Source organism: Serratia sp. Nf2, from assembly GCF_003028435.1.
Classification (GTDB): Bacteria; Pseudomonadota; Gammaproteobacteria; order Enterobacterales; family Enterobacteriaceae; genus Serratia; species Serratia marcescens_L.
Map to the genome: position 1 here is coordinate 300005 of NZ_PYTW01000004.1, position 18889 is coordinate 318893.

The following is an 18889-nucleotide window of genomic DNA, read 5'->3' on the forward strand; positions in this document are numbered from 1 at the left end:
AATGGTTTCACTCTTGATTGGAGGATAGCTTGTCAGACGGCGCCGTCAGCGACGTCTGGAATCGGTTGTGCTGCAATACCGGCATCTGTTGCCGCAAGGGCTGCAGGCTTGCGGTGTCCACGCGCACCTTCAGTGCCGCCACAGCGTCCGCGTTCTCGGCCAACACCTTGCCCCAGCCGTCGACAGCCAGCGAGTGGCCCCAGGTGCGGCGGGTCGGCCCGTGGCGCCCCACCTGCGCCGGCGCCAGGATCATGCACTGGTTTTCGATCGCCCGGGCGCGCAGCAGGATTTCCCAATGTGCCTCACCGGTGACCCGGGTAAAGGCCGCCGGCACCGAAATCAGTTCGGCGCCCTGCGCCCGCAGCGCCTGGAATAGCGCGGGGAAGCGCAGATCGTAGCATATGGTCATGCCCAAACGCCCGACCGGCGTATCCACCACCGTCAGGTGCTGCCCGTGCTGGTAGGTATCCGACTCGCGGTAATGGCCGTGCGCATCGTTGATGTCCACATCGAACATGTGCAGCTTGTCGTAGCGAGCGCGGATCTCGCCCTGCTCGTCGAACAACAGGCTGCTGGTGGTGATAAGCTCCGGATTTTCGCGGCTGATCAAGGGCATCGAGCCCACCAGCAACCACACGCCATAGCGGCGCGCCAGCTCGCGCACCGCGTTCTGCAGCGGGCCATCGCCCTGTTTTTCCGCCTGCTGGCGGTAGGCCGCAGAGTTGGCGAACAGCAGCGCGTTCTCCGGCGTCATGACCAGTTTTACCCCGGCATTGAGCTGCTTGATCTGCTGTTCAATCTGGGCCAGGTTATCGCGCACCTGATCGCCACTGCACAACTGCAACAACGCAACGTTAGCATTCCTCATGACGCCTTATCCTCCTTTGCCTTACGAAGTACCTCATTGATCTTCGGCTGATCGAGATCGCCGCTGATATGGTAACGAATCAGCGAAATCTTGCTCCACAGCGGCCCCAGCACCTGCGAGGCGGCAAATACCGCCGCGCCGACGATCGGGTTGACGACAAACGCCGTGGCCACGCCGACGGTCGCCGAAATCGCCGGCGCCACCACCGCCTCCATATCGATGCGGCGGCGCGCCAGATCGATCTGGCCACTCATGGCGATATCCGCCGCCAGGCCATCGATCAATAGATTATCAGTATGCATTATGCCATCTTTCAGCCAGGCGGTGCTGCGGATGGAATCAAAGTAGAAACCTTTGCCGAAGGTATCGCTGAAATCGAACTGCAGCTTGCGCAGCAGGGCGTCGAAGCTGACCAGCCGCAGCAGCTGACCGGCACGGCCGCCGCCCATGCTGTCGATCTCGCCCTTGCCCATCTTGACCTGCAGCGCGCCGCTCAGCGTATTGACCTGCGGCTGCCACGGCGCGCCGTGCCAATACAGATCGAAGTCCACGTCGTAAGGCGCACCTTTCAGCGGGATAGTGATGCCGAAGAAGGCGGCGGTTTCATCGATCTTGCCGCCGAGCAGCTTGCCTTTCAACGAGCTGCGTTCTTCCTGCGCGTTCTGCTTCCACAGGCCGGTGGCGCTCATGCGCCCTTTGCCGGTGTCGATCAAGCCGTGATCCAGCGTCAGGGTGTCCCCCCGATTGCTCAAATCCGCCTCGACCCTGCCGAGGTTCTGCCCCAGCACCCAGCACGACTTGCAGCGCAGCATCAGCGAAGGCCAGTCGCGGAAGGAAACTTTCTCCGCCGGCGGCGTCGGCGTGCCCGCCGCGTTTTTCGTCTCGGCGAACTGCGGGTTGTAATACAGGTAGTTGATATCGGCGCGCCACGGCCCGCGATCGGCCACCCGCAGGCTGCCGTCCACTTCATCGCTCTTGGCGCTCACCACGGTGGCACCCAGCTGTTTTTCGGCCGACAGCGTCAGCTTATGCCAGGCCTGGCCGCCCAACAGCAGCTGCGGCGTGGTCAGCGCCACGGTGGTGGGGAAGCTGAAACCGCCCACCTGACCGCTGCCGCCGCCCTGTTTCAGCGCCGGCGCCAACAGCGCCAGCCATTGCTCGCCGTCCAGCGCCGGCAGGTTCAGCGTCATCGACTTGCCGGCCGGCAGCGGCGGCGTGCCGCCACCGTTGGTTTGCCAGGCGGCGCGCGCCAGATTCACCTGTTTTTTGTCGAAGTTCCATTCGCTGTTGAAGCGGTTCTGCTTGCCCGCACTGCCGGCCAACATGAAGCCGTTAAGACCGCCTTTGACCTTGACGTTCACCGGCAACGCTTCACCCGGCGCCTTATCCAGCGGCGAAGGTAAGTGACTGCTCACTTTTTTCAAGTCTGCGTCAAGGCCGATATCGTAGCTGGCCGAGCCCTGATGCGGCAGCGTGATGGCCACCTGGCTCTGCCAGGGCGCACTGCCGCTGAGCGCATCGGCGGCCTCTTTCGGCAGGCCGGGGAACTTGCCCGGCTGCCAGTCGCCCTTCAGGCCGACGTTGACCTTGTAGTCACGCTCGCCTTCCTGGGTGGTGAAGTTGACCGCCACCGGCTGCCCGAACCAGGTGGCCGACAGCGGGTCGCTCTGCAGGTTGCCGTTGTCGAAGCGGAACTTGCCGCTGAGCTTTTGCAGTTCGCTGTCCAGCGGCTTGATCAGCAACGAGTTGTTGTTCAGCGCCACTTCGCCGGTGGCTCTGACCTGCTCGCCGTCCAGCGGGATATCGAGATGTAAGCGCCCACTGACATCACCGCCAATCTGCAGCTGATCCAGCGCCGCCCCGAGCGAATCGTGCAGCGGCGTCTGCATGAAGTAGTCATGCACGTCGCTGCCCGCACCCGCGACTTCGGCGTCGATCAGCAGCCGCTCTTTCAGGTAATCCGGTATCACCGCGCTGATATTTTTGCCCGCCACCTTGCCCAACCGGGTTTGCGGCGCATGCATCCACAATCCTTCGTTGGCGAAATCGAGATCGATCGCCAAATCGGTCAGCGCCGGCCAGCCCGGTTGGAACTGGAAGGTGGCATGACGCAGCGGTACGAAGACTTCGAACTGCCCTTCGTTTTTACGGTACGGGAAGTGCTGCGGATCGCCGGAATAAATCAGCGTGGCGTTATCCACCTGGCCGCCCTGAATGGCGCCGCTCAGGTAGTCCACCAGATGCTTGCCCATCAGCGGTTCCGGGAAATAGCGCCAGGCGTCGGCGCCGTCATACAGGCGGATGCCCGCCAGGATGTTCAGCCACGGATCGCCCTTGGCCGGCTGCTGATAGCGGAAATCGCCATTGACCCACAGCGACTTCGCCTTGACGTCCAGCCCCTGGCTCGCCAGCTCCCAGCCTTGATCGTTGTAACGCCAGGTCAGTGCGCCGCGCGCGCTGCTGACTTCAAGCGGCGCACGGAACATATCGCCGTAAGGCAAGGTGCTGCCTGCCAGCCCCAGCGTCAGGCGGCCGTTCTCCACCCCGCCGCTCAACGCGCCGGAGAAGTGGTTGACGCCGGGCAGCAGTTCCCAATGCTGCCAGCTGACATCACGCCACAGCGCCTGAAAACGGCTCTTTTCCGGCTGCTTCAGCGGAATGTCCAGCGCCAAGGCTTCCATCGTCCCCTGCGGCTGCAGATCGTTCCAGCGATCGAGCACGTCCGGGCTGAGGAACGAGAAGGTCGGCAGCAGCGCCGACAGACGCTCCAGCTGAAGGTGGGTTGCGCGCACCCGCAGCTCTTCATTCTGCGCCGGCCCCATGAATTTGGTGTTTTCCGGCAACCACAGCGCGGAAAGCGCGCCCTGCGGCCAGGCCTGACCGTCAGTGCTCAACCGCAGCTGCGGCACATCGAGCTGCCAACCGGTGCCCTGGCGGCGCAGCGACAGCGCCAGATTGTCCACGTCCAGCCGGTGCTGCGCGGCGCCGGTATCCCAGTTGGCCGCCCCCTGCTTGAGCAACGCATGGCCGCCGGCAATCTCGCCGTTTTGCACCTGCAGCCAGGCCGCCAGGCTGAAGTCGGCGCTTTCCAGCCCGGTGTTGGCGCGCAGCCAGCGGGTAAACCAGGGTTTCATGTCGATGTTATCGGCCTGCAGGTAGACCGTGCCGGTGTCCAGCAGGCCCTGATTATCGCGCAGGTCCATGCGCAGCTGCACCACGCCGTGTTGGCCGTTCAGCGTCGACAGGCTGATCTGCCCCTCGGCGCGGTGGCGATCGCGGCCGTTGAGCCAGGTCAGCTGAGGAATGTCGAATTCGGCGCGCGCGCCGGCGGGCGTCAGGAACGAGATACGGCTGTCGCGCAAATCGAAGTGGTCGAGCTGGCGCAGCATCAGATCGCTGATTTTACCCGGCTCAAGGCCGTCGCCCTGCCGGTCTCCGCCCAGCGTGGCGTTCAGATCGAGGCGGAATTGATAGAAGGTCAGATCGCGGAACTGCCAGCGCCAGTGCAGCAGCGATTGCCACACGTCCAGCGCCAGCGTCACGCGTTCGATATGCACATCGCTTTTGGGCAGCGTGGCGCTCAGGTTGCGCATTTCAAGCTGTGGGCCAAACGTTTCCCAACTGCCCTGCACGAAGTCCATTCGCACGGGCACGCCGGACAGCTTCTCCACCTGCGCCAGCAGTTGGGGACGGTAGTCGTTCAGCTTCGGCAGCATCAGGCGCAGCCCGCTGATCAGCAGCGCCACAATCACAATTAGGGTGGCGCCTGTTGCTAACAGAATCCCAGGCAGTCGCCTCACGCAGTTCTCCTTGCTCCGCTGCCTGGCAACGGGAATATCTATGCACTGACGGGCCCGGCGTGCCGGGCCCTTACCGATGTCGGGCGGGCTACATCATGACGACGTCGAACTGCTCCTGGCTGTACAACGGTTCGATCTGCACCTTCACCTGTTTGCCGACGAAGATCTCCACTTCGGCCAGCGCATGCGACTCTTCGCTCTTCAGCGCTTCGCCGACCGCCGCCGAAGCGTACACCAGGAAGCGATCGGAATCGTAAGCATGGTGCACGCGCACAATCTCGCGCAAGATCTCGTAGCACACGGTTTCCACCGTTTTCACGGTGCCGCGCCCATTGCAAGTAGGACAATCGTGGCAGAGCACATGTTCAATGCTTTCACGCGTTCGTTTACGCGTCATTTCAACTAAGCCTAGCTGAGAGAAGCCGTTGATCGTGGTTTTTACCCGATCTTTACTCAACGCCTGCTCCAGCGAGTGCAGCACCCGGCGGCGATGCTCTTCGTTGTTCATATCGATAAAGTCGATGATGATGATGCCGCCCAGGTTGCGCAGCCGCAGCTGGCGCGCGATGGCCTGCGTCGCCTCGATGTTGGTATTGAAGATGGTTTCGTCGAGGTTGCGGTGGCCGACGAAGGCGCCGGTGTTGATGTCGACCGTGGTCATCGCCTCGGTTTGATCGATGATCAGATAGCCGCCGGACTTCAGCTCCACCTTGCGCTCCAGCGCGCGCTGGATCTCGTTTTCCACATCATACAGATCGAAAATCGGCTGGCTACCGGTATAGAGCTCGAGCTTGTTGGTAATGTCCGGGATGTACTCGCCGGTAAACTCCACCAGCAGATCGTGGGTCAGTCGCGAATCGACGCGGATGCGATCCAGCGCCGCACCGGCGAAATCACGCAAGATGCGCTGCGCCAGCGCCAGCTCGCCGTACAGCTTGTATTTGGTCTGGTTGCGCTTCTTGCGCTCCATCACCTTCGTCCACAGGCGTTTGAGGAACGCGGCGTCTTGCGCCAGCTCTTCCTCGCCGATACCTTCCGCCGCGGTGCGGATGATAAAGCCGCCCAGCTCGTCGCAGTGCGGCGCAACGATGGATTTCAGGCGCTCGCGCTCGGCTTCGCTTTCAATGCGCTGCGAAACGCCGACGTGCGCCGCGCCCGGCATGAAGACCAGATAGCGCGAAGGCAGCGTGATGTCGGTGGTCAGGCGCGCGCCCTTGGTGCCAAGCGGATCTTTCACCACCTGCACCATCAGATCTTGCCCCTGTCGCACCAGCTCGGCGATGTCGCGCACGTGGAAGTTTTTCCGCTCGTCGCCGGCGACGCATTCGGTATGCGGCATGATGTCGGAGGCGTGCAGGAAGGCGGCCTTGTCCAGGCCGATGTCGACGAACGCCGCCTGCATGCCCGGCAGAACGCGGCTGACGCGTCCTTTATAGATATTGCCGACGATGCCGCGTTTGGATTCGCGTTCGATATGGATCTCTTGCAGAATGCCGCCATCGATATAGGCGACCCGCGTTTCAGACGGTGTGATATTAACCAGTAGCTCAGCTGTCATGCCTTCTCCTCAGAGCCGGTCGATAATGGCAGCGCCCATCAACCGGTTCTTACATCACGTAATGCGACAAAATTACTGAGCAGCTCATGTGTTTCGACCAGCGGCAGACCGACCACCGCGTGATAACTCCCGGTTATCGTTCTGACGAAACAACCACCCTTTCCTTGAATTCCATAGGCGCCCGCCTTATCCATCGGTTCGCCCGTAGCAATATAGTCGCGGATATCCTGTTGTGACAGGCTGCGGAACGTCACGTCGGTCACCACCAGTTGGCAACGCACGTCGTGGCGATCGGCGATCGCCACCGCCGTCATCACCTGATGCTGCTTGCCGGACAGGGCCGCCAGCATTTCGGCCGCATGGGCTTCGTCGCGCGGCTTCTCCAGCACCCGGCCGTTGAGCACCACGATGGTGTCGGCGCCCAGCACCGGCCGATCCTCCTGCGCCAGCGCCACGCCCGCTTTGGCTTTGTCCTGAGCCAGGCGGCGCACATAGGCTTCCGCGGCTTCGCCTTCCCGGCGCTGCTCTTCGGTATGCGTCAGCAGAATGTCGAACGACACGCCCAGCAGGGTCAGCAGTTCACGTCGACGTGGGGAGCCGGAGGCCAGATAAAGCGAAGTCATTGATATATCCTTACTGTACGGCGAACTGACGGCGGATTTTACGCATCAACAGGAATAACCACGGCCACAAAATGCCGTTTACCACACTACTCCAGAACACCTCTGGGCGGAAAGAGACGTTGATCACTAAAAACTCAGCCCAGAACACCACCACGTCCATCGACAGCGACAGCAGCACGACGATCAGCGCCTGTTGCCACAGCGCCATATTGCGGAACAGTTGGAATTTGAACGCCACCAGATAAGCGATGATGCCCAGCGCCAGCGCGCGCACGCCCAGCGTGGAGCCGAGGATCAGATCCATGATCAGCCCCAGCACGAAGCCGGTACCGACGTTGACCCGATGCGGCAAGGCCATCACCCAGTAGATCAGGATTAGCACCAGCCAGGAAGGCCGGAACATGTAGATCTGCTCCGGCCACGGCATGATTTGCAGCACCAACGCCACCAGGAACGATAGCCAGATTATCCAACGCCCGTGGCTGCGGTAGCTGTTCATTGCACCACTCCCGCCGCGGCAGGCTTAACCTGGGGCTGAGCAGACGCTGGAGCGACGGTTTGCGGCACCACGCCGGTGGCCGGAGCCGGCAGCTGCGGCCCGACGGAGCCGGCAGGCGGCAGCACCTGCGGCATCATCTGCATCAGGCGTTCATTGGCCACGCGGTGCACTTCGTCCGGCGGCAGCGGCATGTCGCCGTTGCGATCGGCGCCCCACAGCAGCAACAGGTAGCGCAAGCGTTGCAGACCGGCGGTCGGCCGCGCCTGAATCACGGTGTAAGCGCGCTGGTTGTCGACCTTGACCGAGGAGACCACCGCCACTGGATACCCTTCCGGGAAGCGGCCGCCAAGGCCGGAGGTGACCAGCACGTCGCCAACGCGGATGTCGGTGTTGTTCGGCAGATGCTCCAGTTGCAGGTCGTCGGCGCAGCCGCTGCCCGCGGCGATCACCCGAATATCGTTGCGCAGCACTTGGATCGGCAGCGCATGCGAGGCGTCGCAGATCAGCAGCACGCGGCTGGTGACTTTCGCCACCGCCACCACCTGACCGACCACGCCCTTGTCGCTGATCACCGGCTGGCCTTCATAGACGCCGTTGTCCGACCCTTTGTCGATCACCACCTGATCGCTGTAAGGATCGGAACCGGTGGAGATCACCTGGGTGACCATCTTGTGTTCGTCCTGGCGCAGCGGAGAGCCCAGCAGCTCGCGCAAGCGGGCGTTTTCCTGCTTGAATTGGCCAAGAAGAAGAATATCGCTGTTTTTCAGCAGCAGTTCCTGCCGCAGAGCGCGGTTTTCCAGCTCCAGCTGTTGGCGGGTGGCCAGCGTTTCTGACACGCTGTCCAAAACTTTACGCGGCCCGTTGGCCAGAAAATAGAAAGGGCTGACTGCGGTGTCCATGTAGTTGCGTATCTTCACGAACGTGCCGAGCCGGCTGTCGGCAACGATCAGGCCAATGGCCGCAATCACCGCCAAAAAAAGTCGCAGTTGCAGGGAAGGCCCCCTGCTAAAAATCGGCTTCATAAATTATGCGAGTTCCTCGACAACAGAAAGAGGAACCGTACCCGATTCTCGCTGTGCGCATTCATCCGATACGATTCCTCCTTCCAGGGGCTGACTATTCTTCGCTGAACAAATCGCCGCCGTGCATGTCGATCATTTCCAACGCCTTGCCGCCGCCGCGCGCCACGCAGGTCAGCGGGTCTTCCGCCACCACGACCGGAATGCCGGTTTCTTCCATCAGCAGGCGATCGAGGTTGCGCAGCAGCGCGCCGCCGCCGGTCAATACCATGCCGCGTTCGGAAATGTCGGAGGCCAATTCTGGCGGGCACTGCTCCAGCGCAACCATCACCGCGCTGACGATGCCGGTCAGTGGCTCTTGCAGGGCTTCGAGGATTTCATTGGAGTTCAGGGTAAAGCCACGCGGTACGCCTTCGGCCAGGTTACGGCCGCGGACTTCAATTTCGCGCACTTCGTCGCCCGGATAGGCAGAACCGATTTCGTGCTTGATGCGCTCGGCGGTGGCTTCGCCGATCAGCGAGCCGTAGTTGCGGCGCACGTAATTGATGATGGCTTCATCGAAGCGATCGCCGCCGATGCGCACGGAAGAAGAGTACACCACGCCGTTCAGCGAGATCACCGCCACTTCAGTGGTACCGCCACCGATATCCACCACCATGGAACCGGTCGCTTCGGAGACCGGCAGACCTGCGCCGATCGCCGCCGCCATCGGCTCTTCAATCAGGAACACTTCACGCGCGCCGGCCCCTTGGGCGGACTCGCGGATAGCGCGGCGTTCAACCTGGGTCGCGCCGACCGGCACACAGACCAGCACGCGCGGGCTTGGGCGCATGAAACTGTTGCTGTGAACCTGTTTGATAAAGTGCTGCAGCATTTTTTCGGTCACGAAGAAGTCGGCGATCACGCCGTCTTTCATCGGGCGAATAGCCGCGATGTTGCCGGGGGTGCGGCCCAGCATCTGTTTGGCGTCATGACCGACGGCCGCAACGCTCTTTGGGGAGCCGGCACGATCCTGACGAATGGCAACCACCGAAGGTTCATTCAGTACGATGCCTTGCCCTTTAACATAAATCAGGGTATTGGCGGTACCCAAGTCGATGGACAAGTCGTTGGAAAACATGCCACGAAATTTCTTAAACATAACGAAAGGATAATCCTGCAAGCTGGGGGCGGAAAATAAAATCCGCCTACTTTACCAACCACACGAAGCAGCGACAAGGCGCAAAAACGTTCTACTTCGGTGAAAAATAGTCTGTATTGTTTCTGCTCGAATGCACGGAAATTGGATGAGGCCTGAATTCCCTGAACAAAGGCTCAGTTTACCACCCTGTCAACGCACGAAACGGCGTAACACAGCTCATAAAATCTAACATATTCCCTGATTGCCGCCGATGGTAAGCACCTACCAACGTCAACCAGATAAAAGCTGACAAGAGCCTATCTCAAATAGGCGTCGTTGTCGCAGGCAGATTGGAGAAAACTCCAAAATGACGGGTGACATGGCCCAGATGGATCCGGCGCTCATTCTACGTCAATTTTTGTCCGGCAATCAGCTTAAACGCGATAACGACGTGAATATTTTTTACGCCCCGCGTCGATCGGTTCCGGCGGCGCGAAAAAGTCGCCCTGCCCGCCGTGGATCCCACGATCTTTCAGCGTCTGCCACTCGTTGCGCGTGCGTACGCCGGCGGCGAACACCTGCGCGCGCGTGCCCGCGCAGGCGCCGGTCAGGCTCTGCACGAACAGCTGATTTTCGTCCCGCTTATCGATACTCCGCACCAGCCCCGGGTGGAGCTTGACGATCTCCACCTGCAGCGACTTGATATAGGACGTACTGACCACGGTTAAACCCGCTTTGGACACCGCGAGGCGGCAGCCCAGCCCTGACAGCAACCTCAGCACCGGACGCAAACGGTCGATATGTTGACACACATCTGCCTCTGCAAGTTCAATCAGAATTCGCCTACGCTGACTTTTTTCGCACTGCAACAGCGTATCGCGCAGCCAGCGCTGGAAAGAGCGCTGCAAAATCGAGTCCACGCACAGCGGGAACGCCAGCGTTTCTTCGGGCCACTGCGCCAGCAAGGGGATGACGCGGCTCACCTGTTGGCGATCGTAACTCTCCGCCAAGCCGAGCTGCTGCACCAGCGGCATATATTCCGCCGGCAGCAATTCCTGGGTGCCATCATAGATCCGACTCATGATCTCGCGATGATGTACCTCGCCTCCCACGGTCACCGCCGGTTTCTGATACAGCCGCGGGCCGCCGCGCGCCAGCACCTGTTCCAGCAGCGTGCGCCATTTGACGCTGCCGCGCCCCTTTTCCGGCACCTGGCTGTCGTACACATACCAACCGTTTTCGCCCTGCAGCGTAGCGTGGCGCGTCGCCTGCTCCGCATAATCGATCACCTGCTCGGTAGTTTGACCGCTGCGGTACGCCACGATGCCGATGTGCAGGAAGGCCTCGCGATCGATCAGCGCCGTGGAAGGCAAGGCATCGATGGCATTGACCAGCTGTGACGCGATGCCATCGGCCTCCTTCAGGGTTCGATGCGGCAACAACACGGTAAAATCGCTGTGGAAATAGCGCGCCAGCAGCGCCGACGGGTAGCGCATCACGAAGGTAGACAGCAGGTTGACCAGCGAATACATCAGCTCCTGCACCGCCACGCTGCCGTGCGTCTCGCGCAGGGTCTCGAAATCGGGCAGCCGCACCATCATCACGATGCCGTGCGAGCCTTCGTCTTCCAGCTGAGTGGTCAATTGGTTATCGAAGAACAGGCGATTATTCAGCCCGGTTTTGGCGTCCTGCGCGGCGAAGGCGCGGATCAGCGTATCGACCCGGCTGCGCTCTTCCCGCGCTTCCGCCAGATCGGCCAGCAGGCGGTCGAGCGCGCCGCTGACGTTGGCCGGCCACTCACGCACGTCGCCCTGCATGACGTTTTCACGCTCGCCGTTCAGAATGCGCCGCGCGCGGCGTTCCAGGCGATCTTCACCGTCGGCCTGCTCACGCAGCCAGCGCAGGCTGAACAGCAAAACCACCACCATCACGACGATCGACAGCGTGACGGCGGCGGTGGATTGCAACGTGCGCACGTCGCTGGCGAAGGGATCGCGATAGGTAATGTGCAGCGTGCTGCCCGGATGCTGCAACAGGGGACGCGAGACCTGACGATAGCCGTTCAGCGCATCCCAGTGCTCTTTTTTGACCGTCGGTAATTTATAGTCGAGCAGTTGGCTGGTACCGGCCTCTATGCGGATCGACACGATGCCGAGCGTGCGCATGACGATCGGCAACCATTTCTCCTGTTCCTGCGGCGGCTCGCTCAGCATGGCTTGATCGAGAGTGGTGACCAGCGAATCCAAGCGGCGCTCCTGGCGATCCTGGGTAACGTAAAAGAAGCTGTATGAGCATCCCATCAGCATCAAAAACATCGCCAGCGCGACCAACAGAGTGATCAATGCAGAGAGTTTGGTGGTAAATCGCATCCCTGTGCCTTGTCCGCTATGGTTAAGTGAGTGTTCACCCTTTAGCTAAAAGGGGCCGTCCAACCCTAACAAGCCTTGCCGAGGAATTAAACCTGCAAGCGCCGTTTTTGTCCTTTATCAGGACTTGGGCCGCTTATTATGCATATAGTCAAATAAATGTGATTCAGCCATTGATAGAAAAGTGTAAACGAGAGGAAGAGTGACATGCGTGCACTGTTATTGGAACAACAAGACGACCAAACTCTGGCTCATATCAAAGATATCGGCAGCGATAGCTTGCCGGAAGGCGATGTTACCGTCGACATCAACTGGTCGAGCCTGAACTATAAAGATGCGCTGGCGATCACCGGCAAAGGCAAGATCGTGCGCAACTTCCCGATGGTGCCGGGCATCGACTTCGCCGGCACCGTGCGCCACAGCCGTGACGATCGCTTCAAAGAGGGGCAAAGCGTGGTGCTCACCGGCTGGGGCGTGGGCGAACACCACTGGGGCGGCCTGGCCGAGCAGGCGCGCGTCTCCGGCGAATGGCTGGTGCCGCTGCCGAACGGCCTGGATGAGCGCAAGGCGATGATCATCGGCACCGCCGGCTTTACCGCCATGCTGTGCGTGATGGCGCTGGAGGAAGGCGGCGTGCATCCGGACGACGGCGATATTCTGGTGACCGGCGCCAGCGGCGGCGTGGGCAGCACCGCCATCGCCCTGCTGGCGGCGCTGGGTTACCGGGTGACCGCCATCAGCGGCCGCGACAGCAATACCGAGTACCTGAAAGCGCTCGGCGCCAAAGAGGTGATGTCGCGCGATGGCTATATCGACACGCCGCGCCCGCTGGAGAAGCAGCTGTGGGCCGGCGCGGTGGACACCGTCGGCGACAAGCTGCTGGCGCGGGTGCTGGCGCAGATGAACTATAACGGCACCGTCGCCGCCTGCGGCCTGGCGGGCGGTTATCAGCTGCCGACCACCGTGATGCCGTTCATTCTGCGCAACGTGCGCCTGCAGGGCGTGGACTCGGTGCATACGCCGCTGCACCGCCGCCAAACCGCCTGGGAACGGCTGGCCGGCATTCTGCCGGACAGCTTCTATCAGCAGGCCACGCACGAAATCGCCCTCGAGCAAGCGCCGGCCACCGCCGCCGCGCTGCTGAACAACCAAATCACCGGCCGCACCCTGGTGAAAATCCGCTGATCTTTCCCCCCGGCGACGGGGGGATCGCTCGCTTCTGCGAAATTTCATATTTTCCCGCGTCCCCTCGCTTCCGGCCGGCTTTAGCGCCATGCTTATTTCATGGAGACCCGTTAGCCGCTCGCAGGCGGCGGGAATCAGTCGCGGAGAGCATAAGCATGAACAAACACCCGAAATTGACCGAAGCCGACGTCACGCCGGAGAGCGTGTTTCACCAGCGGCGCAAAGTGCTGCAGGCGCTCGGCATCACCGCCGCTACGCTGGCGCTGCCTACCAGTGCGCGGGCGGACCTGCTGTCGTGGTTCAAAGGCAACGATCGCCCCAAGGCGCCGCCGGGCAAAGCGCTGGCATTCAGCAAACCGGCCGCCTGGCAGGCGCAGCTGGCGATGACGCCGGAAGACAAGGTCACCGGCTACAACAACTTCTATGAATTCGGCCTCGACAAAGCCGATCCGGCCGCCAACGCCGGCGGGCTGAAAACCGAAGGCTGGAAAGTGCGCATCGACGGCGAAGTGGCAAAGCCGATAACGCTGGATATCGACGATCTGATGAAGCGTTTCCCGCTGGAACAGCGCATTTACCGCATGCGCTGCGTCGAGGCCTGGTCGATGGTGGTGCCGTGGATCGGTTTCGAACTGGGCAAGCTTATCAAGCTGGCCGAACCGAACAGCAACGCGCGCTACGTGGCCTTCCAGACGCTGTACGATCCGGAGCAGATGCCCGGCCAGAAAGATCGCTTTATCGGCGGCGGCCTGAAATATCCCTACGTCGAAGGGCTGCGGCTGGACGAGGCGATGCATCCGCTGGCACTGCTGACCGTCGGCGTGTACGGCAAAACCCTGCCGCCGCAAAACGGCGCGCCGCTGCGGCTGATCACGCCGTGGAAATACGGCTTCAAAGGCATCAAATCGATCGTGCATATCCGTTTGGTGCGCGATCAGCCGCCGACCACCTGGAACCAATCCGCGCCGAACGAGTACGGTTTTTACGCCAACGTGAACCCGCACGTCGATCATCCGCGCTGGTCGCAGGCCACCGAGCGCTTCATCGGCTCCGGCGGCATTCTCGACGTCAAACGCCAACCGACGCTGCTGTTCAATGGCTATGCCGATCAGGTGGCTTCGCTGTATCACGGCATGGATCTGCGGGAGAATTTCTAAGTGCGCCTGACGCCTGTTCATATCAAATGGCTGAAAGCCGCCCTGCATCTGGCGGCGTTTCTGCCCTTTCTCTGGCTGGTGCTGGCGGTGGATCAAGGCTGGTTCAGCGCCGATCCGTCCAAGGACATTCAGCATTTTACCGGCAGAATGACGCTGAAACTGCTGCTGGCCACGCTGGCTATCGCCCCGCTGGCGCGCTACGCCCGCCAGCCGCTGCTGATCCGCTGCCGCCGTCTGGTGGGGCTGTGGTGCTTTGCCTGGGGCACGCTGCACCTGATAAGCTACTCCACGCTGGAGCTGGGGCTGAGCAATCTCGGCCTGCTGGGCAGCGAGCTGGTGAACCGCCCTTATCTGACGCTCGGCATCCTCACCTGGCTGATCCTGCTGGCGTTGGCGGCCACCTCGACGCTGTGGGCGATGCGCAAACTGGGCGCCAAATGGCAAACATTGCACAACTTCGTCTATCTGGCGGCGATCCTCGCCCCCATCCACTACCTGTGGTCGGTCAAAACGTTTTCCCCCCAGCCGTTCATTTACGCGCTGCTGGCGGTGGCGCTGTTGGGCCTGCGCTACAAGAAATTCCGCGCCTGGTGGCGCTGAATCGCGCGGCGGCGCGTGTTATTGTCGCGGAAAAACACACGCCGCCGGCCGGAACTTTTTCTGTGTTCCAGCGCTCATATTCCTGTCACGGATCCCCAAGTTCGTCGATTTGGGGTTGAATATCTTCGCTGATAAGACCAGTATTTAGCTGCGAATTGCTACGATATCGTTATAATGCCCGACCTTGTTTCTGTTCTCAGGGTGAATTTGCCCCTTAACAGGTGACAAATCGATAACATCGGGTTATTTTCTACGATGATGGTTTTATTGCCGGAGATACCAGCACAATGGCGGATAAGTTTCACATTTTGCTTCTGAACGGCCCCAATCTCAATCTGCTGGGGACGCGTGAGCCGGAGAAGTACGGCAGCACGACGCTGACAGAGATTGTTAACGGATTGGAAAACCAGGCATCCGCATTGGATATTACCCTGAGCCATCTGCAATCCAACGCCGAGCATCAGCTGATCGATCGCATTCATCAGGCGCGCGGCAACACCGATTTCATTCTGATAAACCCGGCGGCGTTCACGCATACCAGCGTGGCGCTGCGCGATGCGTTGCTGGCGGTGCAGATCCCGTTCATCGAGATCCACCTGTCCAACGTGCACGCCCGCGAACCTTTCCGCCATCACTCTTATCTCTCGGACGTAGCGGTAGGCGTGATTTGCGGCCTCGGTGCGGATGGCTACGCTTTCGCTTTACAGGCAGCGGTTAACCGTCTGTCGAAAACCCACTAATTGCTCCACAAAAAGAGTACGGAATCACACTCATGGATATTCGTAAAATCAAGAAACTGATCGAACTGGTTGAAGAATCAGGCATTTCTGAACTGGAAATCTCTGAAGGCGAAGAATCGGTTCGCATCAGCCGTGCCGCACCGGCGCAGGCTTACCCCGTCATGCAGCAGGCCTACGCGATGCCGGCGCAGCAGCAGCCGGCCCTGGCTGCCGCCGTTGCCACCGCACCTGCGGCAGAAACCCCTGCGGCACCGGCGGCCATGAGTGGCCACGTCGTTCGTTCTCCAATGGTAGGCACCTTCTACCGCACCCCAAGCCCGGACGCGAAAGCCTTCGTGGAAGTGGGCCAGAAAGTGAACGCCGGCGATACCCTGTGCATCGTTGAAGCCATGAAAATGATGAACCAGATCGAAGCCGACAAGTCCGGCGTCGTGAAAGCTATCCTGGTGGAAAACGGCCAGCCGGTCGAATATGACGAGCCGCTGGTCGTCATCGAATAACGAGGCGCCCCCATGCTTGATAAAATTGTTATCGCCAACCGCGGCGAGATCGCGCTTCGCATCCTGCGTGCCTGTAAAGAACTGGGCATCAAGACCGTTGCGGTTCACTCCGCGGCCGACCGCGATCTGAAACACGTGCTGCTGGCCGACGAGACCGTCTGCATCGGTCCTGCGCCATCGGTAAAAAGCTATCTGAACATCCCGGCCATCATCTCGGCGGCGGAAATCACCGGCGCCGTGGCGATCCACCCAGGCTACGGCTTCCTGTCCGAGAACGCCGACTTCGCCGAGCAGGTTGAACGCTCCGGCTTCATCTTCATCGGCCCGAAAGCCGAAACCATCCGCCTGATGGGCGACAAGGTTTCCGCGATCAACGCCATGAAGAAAGCCGGCGTGCCTTGCGTACCTGGCTCTGACGGCCCGCTGACCGACGACATGGATAAAAACCGTGCCTTCGCCAAGCGCATCGGTTACCCGGTGATCATCAAGGCGTCCGGCGGCGGCGGCGGTCGCGGCATGCGCGTCGTGCGCAGCGACAAAGACCTTGAGCAGTCCATCAACATGACGAAAGCGGAAGCCAAAGCGGCTTTCAACAACGACATGGTGTACATGGAGAAATTCCTGGAGAATCCGCGCCACATCGAGATTCAGGTATTGGCCGACGGCCAGGGCAACGCCATCTATCTGGCCGAACGCGACTGCTCCATGCAGCGCCGCCACCAGAAAGTGGTAGAAGAAGCACCGGCACCGGGCATCACCAGCGAAATGCGCCGTTACATCGGCGAGCGCTGCTCGAAAGCCTGCGTGGAAATCGGCTACCGCGGTGCGGGCACCTTCGAGTTCCTGTATGAAAACGGCGAGTTCTATTTCATCGAAATGAACACCCGTATTCAGGTAGAGCACCCGGTTACCGAAATGATCACCGGCGTGGATCTGATCAAAGAGCAGCTGCGCATCGCTGCCGGTCAGCCGCTGTCGATCAAACAGGAAGAAGTGAAGATCCACGGCCACGCGGTAGAATGCCGTATCAACGCCGAAGATCCGAACACCTTCCTGCCGAGCCCGGGCAAGATCACCCGCTTCCACGCGCCAGGTGGTTTCGGCGTGCGTTGGGAATCTCATATCTACGCCGGTTACACCGTACCGCCGTACTATGACTCCATGATCGGCAAACTGATCACCTTCGGCGAAAACCGTGACGTGGCGATTGCCCGCATGAAAAACGCCCTGGCTGAACTGATCATCGACGGCATCAAAACCAACGTTGAGCTGCAGCAGAAAATCATGAACGACGAAAACTTCCAGCACGGTGGCACCAACATTCACTATCTGGAGAAGAAGCTGGGTCTGCAGGAAACCTAAGCAGGTACGCAGCATCGTCTGACGAAAGGCCGGTTAATCACCGGCCTTTTTCTTTTCTCGCGCCCGCCTGATTTTTTCGTTCAACCGCGCAAAATAGAATCAAATCTTCACAGATAACTTTATCTTCACATTTATCGAGCCCCCCACTCGCCTCACCACATAAAACATAACCAACTGTTTTTAAACAAAAAATAATGAACTCTTAGCTTAAAAATAAATATTATCAAGGAAAAAACCCAATCCCTCGCATTTTCACACGCCACAAGCTTTAACAAAATTAACGTATTAATTACAAAGCTTGACCCCGATCACATCCGCTCGGTGATAGCCCGTGCTATTGTCGCCGTCGATCGAATGCAGCGCGCTCTTTTTCTCTTTTTATTTATCCTTTTTATTGACTTAGATGAGTAATGTCTTAATGAGCCATGTAACTGAATACGACCGTAAGCCCGTGTTTTCCCAGTACCACCGTGCTGACATGGAAACCATAAAAAGCATTAAGGAAAACGGGATTGAGAAGCTTTTGGGTGAAGTGAAGAATTTCCGCGCCAATGAGGAAATGAACCGCTTTATTCCCGAACAGGCACGCCTGGCAGTAAGCTGGGTGCGTCTGGCGAAAAACGAAAAGCTGGATGTGCATGTTCATCCAATATCTTCGCTGTATATCATTTGTGAAGGGGAAGCGATCCTGCTGGGAGACGGCGTTGACCGCCGGGCCGTTCCAGGCGATGTCATCTGCATTCCGCCAGGCGCGGATCACGGCTTCATCGGCGCGGGCGACAACGGCTACTGGGGGCTGTCAATCCAGTTTGAGGAGCGCGGGCTCTATGAAGATCCAAGCAAGCCACTGGTGACTTTCGATCAAGATCCCTACGCTTACTACCATCAGCTTAAAGCGCATAACGCCCGCTACATCGAGCGCTATCAGGACAACAAGATCTTTACCGCATTCGCCAAGGATAAAACCTTCTCCGAGGCGAAAAAATCCTTGTTCCTGGACTACCTGCAGATCCTGTCCGATCAGTTCCAAAAAATGGTGCTGCTGCGTAGCGCACTGTGTGAAGACGTTCGCTTCTCACGTTTCTTCAGTGAGCATCTGAAAGAAGAATTCGGCCATGACGAGGTGCTGCGCAACAGCCGCGACAACCTCCAAGTTCGCGAAGACGCGATCTTTGAAGCACTGTGCATCTGGTTCAACCACCAGATGATCACGCTGGATAATCTGGAACAGGCTATCCTGGTGCACTTTGTCATCGAAGGTTCGGCTTTCGTTTTCTATAACAACATCAAACACGTGTTCGATCCGAGCAAACAGAACCATTTCGAGGATCACTCCGAATTCGATGGCGATCATCAGGAAGTGGATAAAGCGTTCTTCAAGGGGATGACCGAAGAACAATTCCAGCGTGTCAAAGCCGTACTCGATAAAGGGTGGAGTATGGTTGAGAAGCAGTATGCAAGACTGGCCGAACTGATCGAAGCATAAGCCGGG

General features: G+C 59.8%; 15 protein-coding genes. 7 read left to right on the top strand and 8 right to left on the bottom strand.

The annotated features are described in order from the left end of the window. Positions 1-7: 7 nt before the first annotated feature. The 8 genes from nit1 to csrD all read right to left on the bottom strand — a co-directional run bounded on the left by nit1 (position 8) and on the right by csrD (position 11856). Positions 8-868 carry a deaminated glutathione amidase gene (gene nit1 / locus C9411_RS11740; protein WP_047729770.1) on the bottom strand — a complete coding sequence of 287 codons (861 nt, stop codon included), beginning with the start codon at positions 866-868 and terminating at the stop codon, positions 8-10. Further along, positions 865-4668 carry an AsmA2 domain-containing protein YhdP gene (gene yhdP, locus C9411_RS11745; protein WP_107227101.1) on the bottom strand — a complete coding sequence of 1268 codons (3804 nt, stop codon included), beginning with the start codon at positions 4666-4668 and terminating at the stop codon, positions 865-867. The genes nit1 and yhdP overlap by 4 nt, the downstream gene beginning before the upstream one ends. Before the next feature lie 88 nt (positions 4669-4756). Continuing rightward, a complete protein-coding gene (gene rng, locus C9411_RS11750) occupies positions 4757-6226 on the bottom strand; it encodes a ribonuclease G (RefSeq protein WP_063988560.1) in 1470 nt (489 codons plus the stop codon). Positions 6227-6264: 38 nt separating this feature from the next. Then, the gene (locus C9411_RS11755; RefSeq protein WP_048321988.1) at positions 6265-6849 is read right to left on the bottom strand and encodes a nucleoside triphosphate pyrophosphatase; all 585 of its coding nucleotides are present in this window, start codon (positions 6847-6849) and stop codon (positions 6265-6267) included. A 10-nt stretch (positions 6850-6859) separates the two neighbouring features. After that, entirely contained in the window at positions 6860-7348 is a 489-nt protein-coding gene (gene mreD / locus C9411_RS11760; RefSeq protein WP_004936918.1) for a rod shape-determining protein MreD, read from the bottom strand. Next, a complete protein-coding gene (gene mreC / locus C9411_RS11765) occupies positions 7345-8370 on the bottom strand; it encodes a rod shape-determining protein MreC (RefSeq protein ID WP_063988558.1) in 1026 nt (341 codons plus the stop codon). The genes mreD and mreC overlap by 4 nt, the downstream gene beginning before the upstream one ends. Positions 8371-8464: 94 nt before the next feature. After that, positions 8465-9508: a rod shape-determining protein MreB gene (mreB, locus tag C9411_RS11770; RefSeq protein ID WP_003855260.1), complete on the bottom strand. Its 1044-nt coding sequence runs from the start codon at positions 9506-9508 to the stop codon at positions 8465-8467. A 413-nt stretch (positions 9509-9921) separates the two neighbouring features. After that, positions 9922-11856, bottom strand: coding sequence for an RNase E specificity factor CsrD (gene csrD / locus C9411_RS11775; protein WP_063988557.1), 1935 nt, complete (start codon positions 11854-11856; stop codon positions 9922-9924). Positions 11857-12060: 204 nt separating this feature from the next. On the opposite strand from csrD, the gene C9411_RS11780 reads away from it, so the two are divergent. From C9411_RS11780 to C9411_RS11810, 7 genes are all read left to right on the top strand, one after another. Then, entirely contained in the window at positions 12061-13038 is a 978-nt protein-coding gene (locus tag C9411_RS11780; protein ID WP_063988556.1) for an MDR family oxidoreductase, read from the top strand. 155 nt (positions 13039-13193) lie between these two features. Continuing rightward, positions 13194-14195, top strand: a complete 1002-nt coding sequence (msrP, locus tag C9411_RS11785) for a protein-methionine-sulfoxide reductase catalytic subunit MsrP (RefSeq protein ID WP_063988555.1) — start codon at positions 13194-13196, stop codon at positions 14193-14195. Further along, a complete protein-coding gene (gene msrQ / locus C9411_RS11790) occupies positions 14196-14795 on the top strand; it encodes a protein-methionine-sulfoxide reductase heme-binding subunit MsrQ (protein ID WP_016930241.1) in 600 nt (199 codons plus the stop codon). Between the two features lie 287 nt (positions 14796-15082). Then, positions 15083-15535, top strand: a complete 453-nt coding sequence (aroQ, locus tag C9411_RS11795) for a type II 3-dehydroquinate dehydratase (protein ID WP_004936891.1) — start codon at positions 15083-15085, stop codon at positions 15533-15535. A 32-nt stretch (positions 15536-15567) separates the two neighbouring features. After that, on the top strand, positions 15568-16035 hold the full coding sequence (gene accB, locus C9411_RS11800; protein ID WP_038879746.1) for an acetyl-CoA carboxylase biotin carboxyl carrier protein: 468 nt from the start codon (positions 15568-15570) through the stop codon (positions 16033-16035). A gap of 12 nt (positions 16036-16047) precedes the next feature. After that, positions 16048-17397 (top strand): acetyl-CoA carboxylase biotin carboxylase subunit, encoded by a 1350-nt coding sequence (gene accC / locus C9411_RS11805; RefSeq protein WP_063988554.1) that lies wholly within the window; start codon positions 16048-16050, stop codon positions 17395-17397. Between the two features lie 418 nt (positions 17398-17815). Continuing rightward, positions 17816-18883 (top strand): cupin domain-containing protein, encoded by a 1068-nt coding sequence (locus C9411_RS11810; RefSeq protein ID WP_028127541.1) that lies wholly within the window; start codon positions 17816-17818, stop codon positions 18881-18883. Positions 18884-18889 lie beyond the last annotated feature (6 nt).

Excerpts from the sequence above, each read along its gene's own strand:
- accB (WP_038879746.1), top strand. The coding sequence starts at position 15,568 with ATGGATATTCGTAAAATCAAGAAACTGATCGAACTGGTTGAAGAATCA.
- rng (WP_063988560.1), bottom strand. The coding sequence starts at position 6,226 with ATGACAGCTGAGCTACTGGTTAATATCACACCGTCTGAAACGCGGGTC.
- aroQ (WP_004936891.1), top strand. The coding sequence starts at position 15,083 with ATGGCGGATAAGTTTCACATTTTGCTTCTGAACGGCCCCAATCTCAAT.
- accC (WP_063988554.1), top strand. The coding sequence starts at position 16,048 with ATGCTTGATAAAATTGTTATCGCCAACCGCGGCGAGATCGCGCTTCGC.
- C9411_RS11780 (WP_063988556.1), top strand. The coding sequence starts at position 12,061 with ATGCGTGCACTGTTATTGGAACAACAAGACGACCAAACTCTGGCTCAT.
- mreB (WP_003855260.1), bottom strand. The coding sequence starts at position 9,508 with ATGTTTAAGAAATTTCGTGGCATGTTTTCCAACGACTTGTCCATCGAC.
- C9411_RS11810 (WP_028127541.1), top strand. The coding sequence starts at position 17,816 with ATGAGCCATGTAACTGAATACGACCGTAAGCCCGTGTTTTCCCAGTAC.
- nit1 (WP_047729770.1), bottom strand. The coding sequence starts at position 868 with ATGAGGAATGCTAACGTTGCGTTGTTGCAGTTGTGCAGTGGCGATCAG.
- csrD (WP_063988557.1), bottom strand. The coding sequence starts at position 11,856 with ATGCGATTTACCACCAAACTCTCTGCATTGATCACTCTGTTGGTCGCG.
- C9411_RS11755 (WP_048321988.1), bottom strand. The coding sequence starts at position 6,849 with ATGACTTCGCTTTATCTGGCCTCCGGCTCCCCACGTCGACGTGAACTG.
- mreC (WP_063988558.1), bottom strand. The coding sequence starts at position 8,370 with ATGAAGCCGATTTTTAGCAGGGGGCCTTCCCTGCAACTGCGACTTTTT.
- mreD (WP_004936918.1), bottom strand. The coding sequence starts at position 7,348 with ATGAACAGCTACCGCAGCCACGGGCGTTGGATAATCTGGCTATCGTTC.
- msrP (WP_063988555.1), top strand. The coding sequence starts at position 13,194 with ATGAACAAACACCCGAAATTGACCGAAGCCGACGTCACGCCGGAGAGC.